Source organism: Aeromicrobium sp. PFPM2_SD2, from assembly GCF_057364525.1.
On sequence record NZ_JBNFNZ010000014.1, the window covers coordinates 1 to 15,968 of the forward strand.

Below are 15,968 nucleotides of genomic sequence, written 5' to 3' on the forward strand. Positions count from 1 at the left end.
CGCGGCGCTGGAGGCCTACGCCGCCGCGCACCCCGACCGGCGCGACGTGCGCATCGTCGCCGCGGTGACCCGCGACGCAGTCGCACACCGGCGTCCGCGGGCGTCCGCCGGCCGACGACGAGCTGCTCGAAGGACCCGACCTCGTGCCCAACCTGACCCGTGCCCTGCGGGACACACTGGCAGACTAGGCACTGCGTGACCCCTGACCCAGGAGAACTGTGAGCGACCTGTTCGGTACCCCCCGTCAACAGCCACGCGGACCGCGTCCCGGCAACACCCGCCGGCGTGCCCTCGTGCCCACCTTGATCACGCTCGCGGCCCTGCTGATCCTGGGCTCGGTCTTCACCAGCGTCTGGACCGACCGCCTGTGGTTCAAGTCGATCGGCTACTCCGACGTCTTCCGGACGGTGCTCGGCACCCGCATCCTGCTGTTCGCGGTGCTCGGCCTGCTGTTCGGCCTGTTCGTCCTGGTCAACGTCGTCCTGGCCTACCGCACGCGCCCCGAGTTCGTCAGCGTCCGGCGTGACGACCCGGCCACGCGCTACCGCGCCGCGCTGACCCCGATCCTCAAGCCCGTTCTCGCGGTGCTCACCGTCGTCCTGGTCGCCTTCGCCGGCTCGGTCGCGGCGGGGCAGTGGGACACGTTCCAGATGTGGCGCAAGGGCGGCAGCTTCGGCGAGAAGGACCCGCAGTTCGGCAAGGACGTGGGCTTCTACGTCTTCGACTACCCGTGGTTCCGCTTCCTGCTGAGCTACGCGTTCGCGCTGATCGTCGTCACCGTGCTGCTGGTGGCGTTCGTCCACTACGTCTACGGCGGCATCAAGCTGGCCGGCCGCGGCACGAAGTTCTCGCGCGCCGCGCAGGTGCACCTGGCCGTGCTGTTCGGCGTCGGCATCCTGCTGCGCGCCGGCTCGTACTACCTCGACCGCTACGACCTGGTCATCAACGGCTCGGGCTACGTCGACGGCGCCGGCTTCACCGACGTCCACGCGCGCATCCCGAGCAAGAACATCCTCATCGCCGTGGCCATCGTCTGCGCGATCCTGTTCTTCGCCACGATCGTCATCCGCTCGTGGACGCTGCCCGTCCTGAGCCTGGGACTGCTGCTCGTGACGTCCATCCTCATCGGCGGCATCTGGCCGGCGATCATGCAGTCCTTCCAGGTGCGTCCGTCGCAGCCGGACAAGGAGGGGCCGTACATCGCGCGCAACATCGAGGCGACGCGCGACGCGTACGACGTGGCCGACACCGAGGTCACGAACTACACGGCCAAGACCGACCTGTCGGCCCAGGAGCTCACCCAGACGGCCGAGTCGCGCACGTCCGCGCGGCTCATCGACCCGACGCTCGTGTCGCCGGCGTTCGAGCAGCTGCAGCAGGTGCGCGGCTACTACACGATGCCCGACACGCTCGACGTCGACCGCTACAAGCTCGGCGACGACCAGACCGCCAGCGACGTCATCATCGCCGCGCGCGAGGTCGACCTGAACGGCCTGCAGGACACCCAGCGCAACTGGGCCAACGACCACACCGTCTACACCCACGGCTACGGCGTCGTGGCGGCGCGCGGCAACCAGCGCGGCGCGAACGGCGAGCCGGTGTGGGTGGAGAAGGACATCCCCTCCAGCGGCGAGTTCGACATCCAGCAGCCGCGCATCTACTTCGGCGAGAACTCCCCGTCGTACTCGATCGTCGGACGTCCCGAGGGCGCCAACCCGATCGAGGTCGACATCCCGCGCGGCGGCGGCCAGCAGGAGGAGGGCGAGGAGAACGTCACGGCCAACGAGTACGACGGCAAGGACGGCGTGAACGTCGGCAACCTGTTCAACAAGGTGCTGTACGCGTTCAAGTTCGGCGAGCCCAACATCGTGCTGTCGAGCCGCGTGAACGAGAACTCCAAGATCCTCTACGACCGCAACCCGCGCGACCGCGTCGCGAAGGTGGCGCCGTGGCTGACCGCCGACGGCGACGCCTACCCGGCGGTCGTCGACGGTCGCATCGTGTGGGTGGTGGACGCGTACACGACGTCCAACCAGTACCCGTACAGCCAGCACCGCTCGCTGGAGGAGGCGACCACCGACTCGCTCACCCAGCGGGGTGCGCAGGCGGTGCTGCCGACCGACGAGATCAACTACATGCGCAACTCGGTCAAGGCGGTCGTCGACGCCTACGACGGCACGGTCGACCTGTACGCGTGGGACGACAAGGACCCGATCCTCAAGACGTGGATGAAGGTCTTCCCCGACACGGTGAAGCCGAAGTCGGCGATCAGCGACGAGCTGCTGCAGCACCTGCGCTACCCGGTGGACCTGTTCAAGGTGCAGCGTGACGTGCTGACGCGCTACCACGTGACCAACCAGTCGACGTTCTACGAGGACGGCGAGCGCTGGAAGACGTCCGAGGACCCGACGAACAAGATCACCAAGCAGCCGCCGTACTACCTGACGACGAGCAACCCGAACCAGCCCGACCCGCGGTTCTCGCTGACCAGCGTGTTCCTGCCGAACAACCGGCAGAACCTGGCGGCGTTCGTGTCGGTGAACTCCGAGACCACGGACACCGAGGACTACGGGAAGATGACGATCCTGCAGCTCCCGAGCGAGACGCAGATCCCCGGTCCGAGCCAGGTGGCGAACGACTTCCAGACCGACCCGGGCGTCACCCAGGCGCTGCTGCCGTTCGAGCAGTCGCAGGAGGCCACGATCCGTCGCGGCAACCTGCTGACGCTGCCGGTCGGCGACGGCCTGCTGTACGTGCAGCCGGTCTACATCCAGCGCTCCAACGCCGAGGGCTCGTACCCGGTGCTGCAGTTCGTCATCGCGTCGTTCGGTGACGGCGTCGGCTTCGGCCAGACGCTGGACCAGGCGTTGCGCGGTGCGTTGGGCCTGGAGGCGAGCGACCCGGGTGACACCAACCCGGACGACATCCCCGGTGGCGACGGCGATGACGGCGGCGACGGCGGGACCAGCGGCGAGACGCCGGCGACACCGGGCGCGGACGCGACGGCCAGCCAGCTGCTGGACCAGGCGTCGCGCGAGTACGCGGCGGCGCAGCGGGCGCTCGAGGGCGGCGACCTGGCCGAGTACCAGCGCCGCATCGACAACGTCGGTCGTCTGGTCACCCGGGCCCGGGACGCGGTGCAGGGGCAGTAGCGCTCATGGGGACGAGGGCGGGCGTCGTGGCAGCAGCCATGGCGCTCGCCCTCGGCCTTTCCGCGTGCACGGGAGAGTCGGGGCCGGAGGGCGGGCCGACGAGCTCGCGGACGTCCACGCTGCCTGAGCCTGTCGAAGAGAGCCCCAGCCCGTCGCCCACGCCCGCCGAACCCGTCGACACCTCGAACCCTGACCTGACCGCCTACTTCGACAAGCGCTTCACCGGTGGCGACCTGCGCCTCGACGCGTCCGGGAGCGCCAGGCCACCTACACGTCCCGCAACGTCACCTTTCGCAGCGAGGGCCTGACGATCTCGGGCGTCCTGAACGTCCCGCGCGGCCGCGGCCCCTTCCCGGCGGTGGTGCTCGTCCACGGCTACATCGACCCGGCGGTCTACGAGCAGGGCCAGGGGATGACCCGCGAGCGCGGCTACCTGGCCGACAAGGGCTACATCGCGCTGCACGTGGACCTGCGCAACCATGCGGGCTCGGACGACGACCCGCGCCTGTTCGCCGGCTTCCGGCACGGCTACGCGGTGGACGCGATCAACGCGGTGAACGCGCTGCGCGACACGACGGACGTCCCGGTCGACGACGACCGCATCGCGCTGGCCGGCCGTTCGATGGGCGGGGGCGTGGTGCTGCAGGCGCTGGAGATGGCGCCGGGCCTCGTCGGCGCCGGCGTGATCTTCTCGGGCGTCTCGAGCCTGGAGGCCGACCAGTGGCGCCAGTACAGCGACGGCGGCTCGGGCTTCTGGAGCTACGCCGAGCGTCGCTGGGGCACCCCGGACGAGGCGCCGGACGCCTACCTGCGCGCGTCCTCCCGCCCGCACCTGGGCCGCATCACCGAGCCGGTGCTGATGCACCACGGCACCCTCGACGACAGCTGCCCACCGTCCTGGGCCCGCGCCACCGAGCGCGCCGCCCAGCAGGCCGGCGTCGACCTGCGCCTGCGCTGGTACGAGGGCGAGGGTCACGCCTTCGGCCCCCAGTTCCCCGACGCCATGGCGAGAACCGTCCGCTTCCTCGACCGCGAGCTCACCTGAGCCGCGGACTTTTAATCCGCGGGTGTCGCCCGGTCCCTAGGTCTGCCGAAGCGACGTGACGTCCGCTCCTGAGCTTGTCGAGGGAAGATTCGCAAGGCCTGTAGCGTCGCCTTCCCGTGCCTGTCGCTGGCCTCACACCACCCCGATTTGGGTCTCCGGACACCCCCTGCTAACGTTGTCCTCAGCGACGCGGGGTGGAGCAGCTCGGTAGCTCGCTGGGCTCATAACCCAGAGGTCACAGGTTCAAATCCTGTCCCCGCTACCACCACGAAGGCCCTTCCGGAGAGATTCGGAAGGGCCTTCGCTATGTCCGCGAGTCTGGACGTCGGGGTTGCGTACTGGGCTGCAACTTGAATCCCGTGATGTGACCGGTTCGGAAGCGTTCGACGTTTATGGTGGCCTCGCGAGCGCACCGAATCTGGGATGGAGAGACGCAGACCTTGAACATCGGAAGTCACAGTCGGATCGTCGCGTTGATCTGGGCCATCGCTGACGATGTTCTGCGCGATCTCTACGTACGTGGAAAATACCGAGACGTCATTCTGCCCTTCACGGTTCTCCGCCGGCTGGACAGCGTATTGGAACCGACTCGTGACAACGTAGTCGAGACCAACAGGGCGCTCACCGCGGCCGGCATCGTCAACCGGGACGCCGCGCTGCGCCAGGCGGCTGGCCAGGACTTCTACAACACCTCCGGTTTCACCCTTCGCGACCTGCGCTCGGTCAGCAGCGCGGCCCGCCTCAAGCTCGATTTCGAGGCGTACCTCGACGGCTTCTCGCCGAACGTGCAGGAGATCCTCGACAACTTCGAGTTCCGCAACCAGATCCCCCGCCTGACCAAGGCGGACGCGCTCGGCACGCTCATCGAAAAGTTCCTTGACCCCAGCCTCGACCTCTCACCCCGTGGCCTCGACAACCACGGCATGGGCACCGTCTTCGAGGAGCTCGTCCGACGCTTCAACGAGGAGAACAACGAGGAGGCCGGGGAACACTGGACTCCCCGCGACGCCGTGCGGCTTATGACGCGGCTGATGTTCGAGCCGATCGCCGACAAAATCCAGTCCGGCAGCTACCTGCTCTACGACGGAGCGATGGGCACCGGCGGCATGCTCACTGTCGCTGAGGAGACGCTCCAGCAGCTCACCTCAGACCGCGGTCACAAGGTCAAGACCCATCTGTTCGGCCAAGAGATCAACGCCGAGACCTACGCCATCGCCAAGGCGGACCTGATCCTCAAGGGGGAGGGCGAGGCAGCCGATAACGTCGTTGGAGGCCCCGAGTGGTCGACGCTGTCAAACGATGCGTTCGCGAGTCGCGAGTTCGACTTCATGCTCTCCAATCCGCCCTACGGCAAGAGTTGGAAGACCGACCAGGAACGGATGGGTGGCGCCAAGAACGTTCGCGACCCGCGCTTCGTGGTTGAGCACGCCGGCGACGTCGAGTATTCGCTGGTCACCCGCAGCAGCGACGGCCAGATGATGTTCCTCGCCAACCTCATCTCGAAGATGAAGCACAACACCGCCCTGGGCAGCCGCATCGCCGAGGTCCACAACGGGTCGTCATTGTTCACCGGAGACGCTGGCCAAGGCGAGAGCAACATCCGCCGGTGGGTCATCGAGAATGACTGGCTCGAGGCGATCGTGGCATTGCCGCTCAAGATGTTCTACAACACCGGCATCGCGACGTACGTGTGGGTGCTGAGCAACCGCAAGGAGGAGCGTCGCAAGGGCAAGGTGCAACTCATCGATGCCACCGAGTGGTACACCCCGCTGCGGAAGAACCTCGGCGAGAAGGCCGTCGAGCTGAGCGAATCCAACAGCGATCGCGTCCTCAAGACCTTCCTTGCGTTCGACCAGGCCGATGACCCGGACCACTCCAAGATCTTCGACAATCGTGACTTCGGCTACGCCAAGATCGTGGTCGAGCGGCCGCTGCGGATCGCGGGCGCTGACGAAGGCCGGGTGTACAAGACCGCGGAGATCAAGAAGCTGAAGGAGGATGGAAAGCGCGACGAGAACGCCCCGCCCATCATCAAGAAGGTCCTGCCGCCCTCCGCCCAGCCGGATCCCCTTCGCGGCCTGTTCGATGCGGTGGTCGACGGCAAGACTCGCGTCGTCCAGTACGAGCCCGACACCGAGCTCCGTGACTCCGAGCAGGTGCCTCTGAACGAGCCGGCGGGTGAGTACGCCGACGGCATCGAGGCCTTCTTCCGCCGCGAGGTGCTTCCCTACGCACCCGACGCCTGGATCGACGAGACGAAGACCAAGATCGGCTACGAGATCTCCTTCACCCGTCACTTTTACAAGCCGGCGCCGATGCGGACGCTCGCCGAGATCCAGGCCGACATCCTTGCTCTCGAAGCCGAGACTGAGGACCTCATCTCCGAGATCGCGGGAGGAGCACAGTGAGCGACGTAGAGCGCAGCATCGACGGTGTCGCTAAGACCGTGGCTGGGGTCCTGGCGAACCAGAAGTACTCCATCGACTACTACCAGCGTGAGTACAAGTGGGAGTCGAAGCAGATGGCGGAGCTCGTCGCCGACCTCACCACGAAGTTCCTCGACCTCTACGAGCCGGACCATGCGCGCAAGGATGTTGCGAGGTACCCGGGTTATTACCTCGGGTCGATCATCATCTCGCAAAAGGGCAGCGAGCCGTTCGTGGTCGACGGCCAGCAACGCCTGACCAGCCTGACTCTGCTGCTGACGTTCCTGCGCCGGCTGCAGCAGGACCGACCCGACAAGGTCGACGTCGACCCCCTGATCTTCTCCGAGAAGTTCGGCGAGAAGTCCTTCAACCTCGACGTCGCCGACCGCAACGACTGTATGAGCGCTCTCTTCGAGGACGGCAGCTACGACCCGAAGTCCGATGATCCCGAGTCGGTCCATACTCTCGTCGCCCGCTACGAGGAGCTCGATGGGCTCTTCCCTGCCGAACTCCGCGAGGCGGCACTGCCGTTCTTCATCGACTGGCTCAAGGATCGCGTCCAGCTCGTCCAGATCACCGCGTACGCCGATGACGACGCGTACGCGATCTTCGAGACCATGAACGACCGTGGGCTCAAGCTCACTCCGGCCGACATGCTCAAGGGCTACCTGCTCGCCAACATCGACGACGGCAGCCCCCGCATCAAAGCGAATGAGCTGTGGCGCAAGCGGCTGCGAGAGCTCGAGGAGAAGGCGGATGAAGCGAGCTCCGATTTCCTCAAGACCTGGCTGCGAAGCCAATACTCCACCAAGATCCGCGAGCGCAAGAAGGATGCCCGCCCGGAAGACTGGGACCGCATCGGCACAGAGTTCCACCGATGGCTGCGCGGCGACCACGAGCGCGTCGGCCTGACCAGCCGCCAGGCGTACTACGACTTCGTGATGGGCGACTTCGGCTTCTACAGCCGCCAGTACGAGCGAATCATCGACGCCACGCAAGGCGCCTTCGACGCGGCCAGCCCGTTGCGGTTCCTCCGCTACAACGCCGATCATCGGTTCACGCTCCAGGACCAACTGCTCCTGGCGCCCCTCCGCGTCACCGACGATCAGGCTACGATCGAGCGCAAGTTCGAGCTCGTCGGGCGCTTCGCCGACATCCTGCTGGCTTGGCGGATTTGGAACTTCCGGGCGACCGACTACTCGACCATGCAGTACGCCATGTTCAACGTCATGCGCGACATCCGGAGCCTCGAGGTGCCAGACCTCGCAAAGGCCCTGCAGGAACATCTCAGCAGCGTTCCCGAGACGTTCGACAGCAACGACGATCTCTACGTCCATCAGCAGAACCGAGGTCAGCTCCACAAGATCTTGGCCCGGATCACCGACTACATCACCGTCGCCTCGGGACAGGCGTCCAACTACGTCGAGCTGACCAACGGCACCGGAGTGAAGTACGAGGTCGAGCACATCTGGGCGGACCATCCCGAGCGTCACACCGACGAGTTCAGCCACGAGGCTGACTTCGCACGCCACCGCAACCGCATCGGCGACCTGCTCCTGCTGCCCAAGCAGTTCAACGCCAGCTACAACGACGACCCGTACGACAAGAAGCTTCCGCACTACTTCAGCCAGAACCTCCTCGCGGCCAGCCTCAACCCGCTGAGCTATGAGAAGAACCCGGGCTTGCTCGCCTTCACTAGGGCGAGCGGTCTCCCTTTCAAGGCGTACGACGAGTTCAAGGCGGCGGATGTGGTCGAACGCGGCAATCTCTACCGGGCGATCGCCAAGCAGATCTGGAACCCCGATGATCTGCTTGCTGTCGCTGAGGGGGAGGCGTGATGTTTACGGGGCTCTCAAAGTACGAGGCGACGCGGCCAGACGAGTTCTGGTCCACCGCCGTTCCGGCGCACTGGCAAGTCGTGCCTGGAATTGCGGTGATCACCGAGAACAAGGCACGCAACACGGGCCTCACCGAATCTCAGGTGCTGTCCCTCAGCTACGGCCGGGTCGTCGTCAAGCCGGTCGAAAAGCAGCGTGGCCTTGTGCCCGACTCCTACGAGGGGTATCAGGTCCTCGAGCCGGGGGACATCGTCATCCGGCCGACGGACCTTCAGAACGACCAGAGGAGCATCCGCGTCGGGCGGGTGCGTGACCGCGGCATTATCACCTCCGCGTATATCGGCCTCCGCTCCAAGCAGCCGTGGACCACCGACTACGCCTACCTCTATCTCACGGCCGTGGACTCGACGAAGCGCATCTACGGGATGGGCAGTGGGCTGAGGCAGCAGCTCGGCTGGCCAGATCTCAAGCGCATGCCGTGTCTGGTCCCGCCGGTCGACGAGCAGGCAGCCATCGTCAAATATCTCGACCACGCCAACGCGCGCATCGACAAGGTCATCGCCGCCAAGCGCCGCCTCATCACTCTATTGGGCGAACAGCAGCGCGCGATTTCGAGTGAGATGGTGACGCGGGGCGTTGATGACGGGCCGATGCAACAGACCGGCATCGCATGGCTTCCAGAGATCCCAGCCGGATGGGATGTCTCTCCACTGAAGCGCTATTGGACGGTCACCGACTGTAAACACTTGACTGTGCCCTTCGTCGATGACGGCATTCCGCTGGCCAGCGTCAGCCAGGCTCAGCGCTTCTACCTCGATCTGTCGGACGCTCGACGGACTGACCTATCGAACTACGACCAACTGATCGCGGGCGGCCGTAAGCCACAGCGCGGGGACCTGATCTACTGCCGAAATGTAGGGGTCGGAAATGCCACTGTCGTGGATACGGATGAGCAGTTTGCTATGGGGCAGGATGTCTGCCTTCTGCGGTCGCCTGGGAACGATCCGGTCTTCCTCAACTACTTCCTGCGGTCAGATGCCATGCGGGCGCAGTTAGAACTGCTTCTCGTTGGATCGACATTCCGACGCATCAACGTGGAGGACGTTAAATCTCTCACCATTGTGACCCCGCCGGTGGGCGTACAGCGAAGGGTTGTAGCCGCGATCGAGCGCGAAGTGCGTCCCCTTGATATTGCCATGGCTATGGCGGAGCGCGAACTCACGCTCATGCAAGAGTTCCGTACCAGATTGGTGGCCGACGTGGTGACCGGGCAGGTGGACGTGCGTGATGTAGCGAAGTCATTGTCGGGAGGCACGGGCGCACTGTCAGGCACAGCGTTAGAAGTGATCGACGGGCTTGATCTAGATGAGGTCTTCGAGATGAGTGAGGTCTGACGATGCGCTTGAATGAGGAAAGCCTCGAGACACTGATCGTCCGCCAGATGGTGGAGGCCGGCTGGAAGCAAGGAGCGGCAGCCGACTACGAGCCGGGTTACGCGATCGACCTGCCTCAGCTCACGACGTTCATCGAGGCCACCCAGCCGGACCTGGTTGAGGCGCTGTCGCTGAGAGAGGCGACCTCGACGCGGCACGAGTTCCTCTCGCGACTCCAGGGTGAGATCACGCGCAGCGGCGTCGTTCACGTGCTGCGCAAGGGTGTGGATCACCGGCAGCACCACATCGACTTCTTCTTCCCGAATCCGACCCCAGGCAACGCCAAGGCGACCGAGCTGTTCGCGGCGAACCGCTTCACCGTCACCCGCCAGGTGCATTACAGCGTCACCGACACCGGTCGGTCGTTGGACCTGGTCGCGTTCGTCAACGGTCTGCCGGTCTTTACCTTCGAGCTGAAGAACAACATCACGAAGCAGACGTTTGACGACGCCGTCGAACAGTACAAGCGCGATCGCGACCCGCGCGAACTGCTCTTCCAGTTCGGTCGCTGCATTGCGCACTTCGCTCTCGACGACCAGCAGGTCCGGTTCTGCACCCACCTCAAGGGCAAGCAGTCGTGGTTCCTGCCCTTCGACAAGGGCTGGAACGACGGCGCCGGCAACCCGCCCAACCCTAAAGGTCTCAAGACCGACTACTTGTGGCGCCAGATCCTCGCCCCTGCCAGTTTGGCCGATATTGTCGAGAACTACGCTCAGATCGTCACCACCAAGAACCCGCGCACTGGCAAGAAGTCATCCAGCCAGATCTTCCCTCGCTACCACCAACTCGACGTCGTACGGAAGCTTCTCGCTGATGTCGAAGGGCATGGTGCTGGCTGGCGCTACCTGATCCAACACTCGGCGGGTAGCGGCAAGTCGAACTCGATCGCTTGGCTGGCGCATCAGCTCACCGAGGCCAAGCACGATGGCGGCAACGCCTTCGCTTCCGTCATCGTCGTGACGGACCGGGTCATCCTCGACAGCCAGCTGAAGGAGACCATCAAGTCCTTCATGCAGGTCGGTTCGACCGTCGTACATGCTGACCGCTCCGGTGACCTGCGCAAGGCGATCGAGGCCGGGCGCAAGATCATCATCACGACGGTCCAGAAGTTCCCCTACATCCTTGACGACATCGGCAAGGATCACCGCGACCGCACATTCGCGATCATCATCGATGAGGCCCACTCCAGCCAGGGCGGCAAGGCCGCGGCGGCGGTCTCGATGGCGCTCGCCGCTGGCGGTGCAGCCGAGGAGGACGAGACGGCCGAGGACACGATCAATCGGATCATCGAGTCCAAGAAGTTGCTGCCGAACGCGAGCTACTTCGCGTTCACGGCCACTCCGAAGAACAAGACGCTGCAGATGTTCGGCGAGTCATTCCCGCACGAGGGCGGCACCGGCTACCGGCCCTTCCACAGCTACACGATGAAGCAGGCCACGCAAGAGCGGTTCATCATCGACGTTCTCGAGAACTTCACTCCGGTCCCCAGCTACTACAAGTTGGTGAAGACCATCGAGGACGATCCCGAGTTCGACACCAAGCGGGCCTCCAAGAAGCTGCGCGCCTTCGTCGAGGGCAACGAGCACGCGATCCGACTCAAGGCCGAGATCATGGTCGACCACTTCCACAGCCAGGTCATCGCCAAGCACAAGATCGGCGGCCAGGCCCGCGCGATGGTCGTGACCAGCACGATCCCGCGCTGCATCGAGTTCTTCCACGCCATCAGCGCCTACCTCGCCGAGCGCAAGAGCCCCTACAAGGCGATAGTCGCGTTCTCCGGCGAGCACGAGTACAAGGGCATCGAGGTCACCGAGGCTAGCCTCAACGGCTTCTCCAGCAAGGACATCGCCGACCAGATCCAAGAGGACCCATACCGAATCCTGGTCTGCGCCGACAAGTTCCAGACCGGCTACGACGAGCCGCTCCTGCACACCATGTACGTCGACAAGACCCTGTCGAGCGTCAAAGCGGTGCAGACGCTGTCGCGGCTCAACCGCGCACACCCTGCGAAACACGACGCCTTCGTCCTCGACTTCGCCAACACCGCCGAGGACATCGAGCGAGCGTTCGCGCCGTACTACCGGACCACGGTGCTCAGCCAGGAGACGGACCCGAACAAGCTCCACGACCTGGTCAACGAGCTCAACGGCTATGGCATATACGCCCCGGAGACCGTCGACAACTTCGCCAGCCTGTACCTCGGAGGCATCGAACGCGACCAGCTCGACCCCCTGCTCGACGCCTGCGTCGCCGAGTATGTCGAGATGCCTGATGAAGACGACCAGGTCGCCTTCAAGGGTCTCGCCAAGGCGTTCACTCGCACGTACAACTTCCTCTCCACCGTGCTGCCGTTCGGCAATCCGGGGTGGGAGAAGCTGTCCATCTTCCTCGACCACCTGATCCCGAAGTTGCCGGCGCCGCGTGAGGACGACCTGTCCGCAGGCATCCTCGAGACCATCGACATGGAGTCCTACCGAGTCGAGAAGCGAGAGTCGATGAAGATCGCGCTCGCCGACGACGAGGGCGAGCTCGATCCGGTGCCGGCTGCTGGCGGCGGCCATGTAACGGACCCCGAGCTCGAGCGCCTCTCGAGCATCCTTCAGTCCTTCAACGACCAGTTTGGCAACATCGAGTGGACCGACGCCGACCGCGTGCAGCGCCTCATCTCAGAAGAGATTCCGCGCAAGGTCGCCGAGGACGAGGCCTACCAGAACGCGCAGAACAACAACGATCCCGCCAACGCACGAGTCGAACATGACCGTGCCCTTAGTCGCGTCATGATGGCGGTCCTCAAAGACGACACAGAACTCTTCAAGCAATTCAGCGACAACGAGGGCTTTCGCCGATGGCTCTCCGACGCAGTCTTCCAATCGACCTACAAGAAGTCGGCGTAGATCGTGCGAACCCACGAGTTAAGCCGTGTGCGACCAGTGCGGCCGAGTCACGCTTCCAACGCATGAATCGGCGCGTCACTCTACGCAGGGTCGTTCACATCTCGAGGCTATGGTTTCTGAAGCGTATCGCAGTGATGCGGCGGGGTACCTGTAAGGGTTGGCGCTGGGTCGTTTGCTACCGGCGGGCATTTGCATGCGGAGCGGTGGCGCTATTTCTTACGTTAGGTTCAGGCGCCGTCCGGTTTTCCGAGTCGTCGCAGCCTTCCGTGAAGGACGGGATCCTCCAGGAAAACCGCATCGGCGTTTTCGGAGACGTCGATTCGACGGTCGCCATGCAATACAGGCTCTTGAACACCTACGCCCACGCGCCTGATGTCGAGTGGAGTATCAAGATTGCGCCTGGTGAATCGACGCGAATGCGTGCTGTGCTGGTTCTAGTGAGTGCACCTTCGATGTGGGAAATCAACATAGACAAACCGCTCACCATAGTCATGGCCGCCCCGGCAGGTGGCACATGGCATCCACAGCACAGCGAGCTCATGGCCGACGGCGAAACGTGCGCTTCGTGGTCTGACCGTTCCGCGGTTCGAACTGCATCAGTTGACATTTCGACCGCGTCCGACGGATCTGTACTTTTTGTCTGCAAGATTCCCGCCATCGGCAAGGTCGAGCAATTGACCTTCGACCTTCGAGCGGAATTTGCGGACGGTTCGTGGCTCAATTACGGGATCGGGAAGGCGCAGGGCGGGGCCCGCTTCGAGGCTTCTCTCATGCCCGACGCAGAAATGGAACAGGCGGGCCTTAAATACTCGTTGCGCCAAAAAGCTGAGGTCGTGTTGACATTACCCGGGCAGGCGCAAGTCGACGAGACGTTTCCTGATCCGGACCGAGGCAGCGTCAATACACGGGTTTGGGATCTCGGGGAGACGTACAGCGCGACGGATAACTTCGATCTCATCTATCGCCTCGAGTATCCAAGAATGCGATCTTTCATCCAGCCTGCGTTGGACTTGTCGCTACTCTTTGCTGGAGTATTTTTCGGGCTGATCCCTTCGGCGCGCCGGCGGCCTGCTTGACGGTTGTGCCTTGAATTGGCTCGCCAGCGTTTCGCGACGCTCGTCGGAGGGATGACGGCGAGCCAGGAGCGCGAAAGGTCGCTTTCCGCGTGTCCTTGTCCCCAGCGGCTGGTCGCGACGCTTGAGCCGCCGACGGGGCGGAGTTCGTGACTCGGGCACACCGACGGCTCCCGGCGCTCCAGCGGCCTTACCCACCTGCGTCCTTCGGCCAGGGGTTCGCGATTCGGTCCAGAACGGGCCGAGCGAGTGACCGCCGTCACAGGGGCGTCCCACCATCGGGCTGAGCGTGCGTGCGCCCGCTCGGCCGTGACGGACGCGGCCCTGGTCAAGGAGGAACCATGAGGACGAAGCTGTCCATCGCGGTCGCGGGCGTCATCCTGACGACCGGTCTCGCGGCCTGCTCCGGCGATATCGGTGGCGAGGGGGTCTCCGGGGGAGAGAACGAGCTGACGATCGGCTTCGTGTCGACCGAGACGGGCGCCCTGGCCCCGTTCGGCGAGGCGAACGCGTTCGTGGTCGACGAGATGAAGACGTGGTTCGACGAGAACCCGCTCGAGGTCGACGGCGACGAGTACGACGTCAAGATCGTCGTCACGGACGCCCGCAGCGACTCGACCCGCGCCGCCGAGGTGACGACCGAGCTGATCAACGACGACGGCGCCGACGTGGTCATCACGTCCGGCACGCCCGACATCGCCAACCCGGTCTCCGAGCAGTGCGAGGCCAACTCGGTGCCGTGCATCACGACCGTCGCGCCGTGGCAGCCCTACGCCATCGATCTGGCGTCGGCGGACGCCTGAGAGGCTCGGCGCTGATCTCGACGGTTTCGAGGAACGTCGTCCCGGTGACACGCAGGGGCGTTGTGACGAGCCCTGCCCACGCGGGCGCACTACGCTCGCTGGGCCGGGGGGCGGACGTGCTTGAGGGAGAGCCATGACGGACGAGCTGGGCGGCTTGGCGCGCCCTGAGGTGTCGCACGAGGACGCGGCGCGGGTCGCGCAGGAGCGCTGGGGCGTCGCAGGGGAGGTCGTCGAGCTCGGCAGCAACCAGGACCGCAACTTCCGCGTCGGTGGCGGGCACGTGCTCAAGGTCGCCAACGCCGCGACGGACGTGGCCGAGCTGGAGGCGCAGAACGCGTCCATGGCCGTGCTCGCCGACGCCGGGCTGCGCGCGCCGCGCCCGGTCGAGAGCGTCGACGGACGCACCGTCGAGCCGGTCGAGATCGGCGGGGTGACGCTGCACGCGCGGCTGCTGACCTACGTCGAGGGACGCCGCTCATGGACGTCCCGAGCTTCGGCGACGCCGAGGCGCGCCTGCTCGGCGAGACCGCCGGACGCATCGTCGCCGCGCTCGCCGGCTTCGAGCACGCGGGCACCGTGCGGACGACGCAGTGGGACCTGCGCGCCGCGCCCGACGTCGTCCGCGGCCTGCTGCACCACGTGCCCGACAGCCTGCGCGCCCAGGTCGCGAACGTCACCGTCGACGCGGTCGCCCGGGTCGCCGCGGTGTCGAGCGGGCTGCCGCTGCAGGTGGTCCACGGCGACGTCACCGACGACAACCTCGTGCTCGACGACGACGGGCAGGTCGGCGTCATCGACCTGGGCGACCTCATGGTGAGCTGGCGGGTCGCCGAGCTCGCCGTGGCGATCACCGGCGTCCTGGCCAACGGGTGCGACGACCCGCTGACGTCGCTCGCCGCCGTCCGCGCCTTCGCGGAGCAGGTGCCGCTGGAGCGGGCCGAGGTCGCCGCGCTGTGGCCGCTCGTCGTGCTGCGCTGCGCCGTGCTGGTGACGAGTGCGCGGCCGAGCAGCTGGCGATCGAACGCGGGCAAGCGACTACGCCGCCGAGCGCACCGCGCGCGAGTGGCGCGCGTTTCCGCCTGGCCACGTCCTTCGACCTGGACGAGATGACCGTGCTGGTGGCCGCGGCCGCCGCCGGCGTCGAGCAGCGTCCAGCACGGCTCGGACGCCTGCTGCCCGACGACCTCACGCCCGCCGTCGTCGACCTGTCCGTCACGAGCCCGGCCCTGGACGCCGGACGATGGCTGGAGCCCGACGCCGAGCGGGACGTCCTGGTGCGCGCGGCCGGCGACGGGGCGGCGTCC

9 protein-coding genes, 1 tRNA gene and 1 pseudogene are annotated in these 15,968 nt (G+C 65.5%); all 11 read left to right on the plus strand.

Annotated elements, in window-relative coordinates:
• Positions 1–293 precede the first annotated feature (293 nt).
• Positions 294–3,152, plus strand: a complete 2,859-nt coding sequence (locus AC2W7G_RS02065; protein WP_485866971.1) for a UPF0182 family membrane protein — start codon at positions 294–296, stop codon at positions 3,150–3,152.
• A 358-nt stretch (positions 3,153–3,510) separates the two neighbouring features.
• Entirely contained in the window at positions 3,511–4,197 is a 687-nt protein-coding gene (locus AC2W7G_RS02070; protein ID WP_485866972.1) for an alpha/beta hydrolase family protein, read from the plus strand.
• Positions 4,198–4,385: 188 nt separating this feature from the next.
• Positions 4,386–4,462, plus strand: a tRNA-Met gene (locus AC2W7G_RS02075).
• A 208-nt stretch (positions 4,463–4,670) separates the two neighbouring features.
• On the plus strand, positions 4,671–6,605 hold the full coding sequence (locus tag AC2W7G_RS02080; protein ID WP_485866973.1) for a type I restriction-modification system subunit M: 1,935 nt from the start codon (positions 4,671–4,673) through the stop codon (positions 6,603–6,605).
• The gene (locus tag AC2W7G_RS02085) at positions 6,602–8,461 is read left to right on the plus strand and encodes a DUF262 domain-containing protein (RefSeq protein WP_485866974.1); all 1,860 of its coding nucleotides are present in this window, start codon (positions 6,602–6,604) and stop codon (positions 8,459–8,461) included. The genes AC2W7G_RS02080 and AC2W7G_RS02085 overlap by 4 nt, the downstream gene beginning before the upstream one ends.
• A complete protein-coding gene (locus AC2W7G_RS02090; protein WP_485866975.1) occupies positions 8,458–9,855 on the plus strand; it encodes a restriction endonuclease subunit S domain-containing protein in 1,398 nt (465 codons plus the stop codon). Before AC2W7G_RS02085 ends, AC2W7G_RS02090 begins: the two co-directional genes overlap by 4 nt.
• A gap of 2 nt (positions 9,856–9,857) precedes the next feature.
• Positions 9,858–12,788 carry a type I restriction endonuclease subunit R gene (locus AC2W7G_RS02095; protein ID WP_485866976.1) on the plus strand — a complete coding sequence of 977 codons (2,931 nt, stop codon included), beginning with the start codon at positions 9,858–9,860 and terminating at the stop codon, positions 12,786–12,788.
• 266 nt (positions 12,789–13,054) lie between these two features.
• On the plus strand, positions 13,055–13,864 hold the full coding sequence (locus AC2W7G_RS02100; RefSeq protein WP_485866977.1) for a hypothetical protein: 810 nt from the start codon (positions 13,055–13,057) through the stop codon (positions 13,862–13,864).
• A gap of 338 nt (positions 13,865–14,202) precedes the next feature.
• Positions 14,203–14,664 carry an ABC transporter substrate-binding protein gene (locus AC2W7G_RS02105; RefSeq protein WP_485866978.1) on the plus strand — a complete coding sequence of 154 codons (462 nt, stop codon included), beginning with the start codon at positions 14,203–14,205 and terminating at the stop codon, positions 14,662–14,664.
• Positions 14,665–14,797: 133 nt separating this feature from the next.
• Positions 14,798–15,774 (plus strand): annotated as a pseudogene (locus AC2W7G_RS02110) (phosphotransferase).
• Positions 15,771–15,968, plus strand: a 198-nt coding sequence (locus AC2W7G_RS02115; RefSeq protein WP_485866979.1) for a hypothetical protein, incomplete at its 3' end; no start/stop codon positions are given. The pseudogene AC2W7G_RS02110 and the gene AC2W7G_RS02115, both read left to right, overlap by 4 nt.

Coding starts and splice junctions, on each gene's coding strand:
- AC2W7G_RS02095 (WP_485866976.1), top strand. CDS start 9,858: ATGCGCTTGAATGAGGAAAGCCTCGAGACACTGATCGTCCGCCAGATG.
- AC2W7G_RS02105 (WP_485866978.1), top strand. CDS start 14,203: ATGAGGACGAAGCTGTCCATCGCGGTCGCGGGCGTCATCCTGACGACC.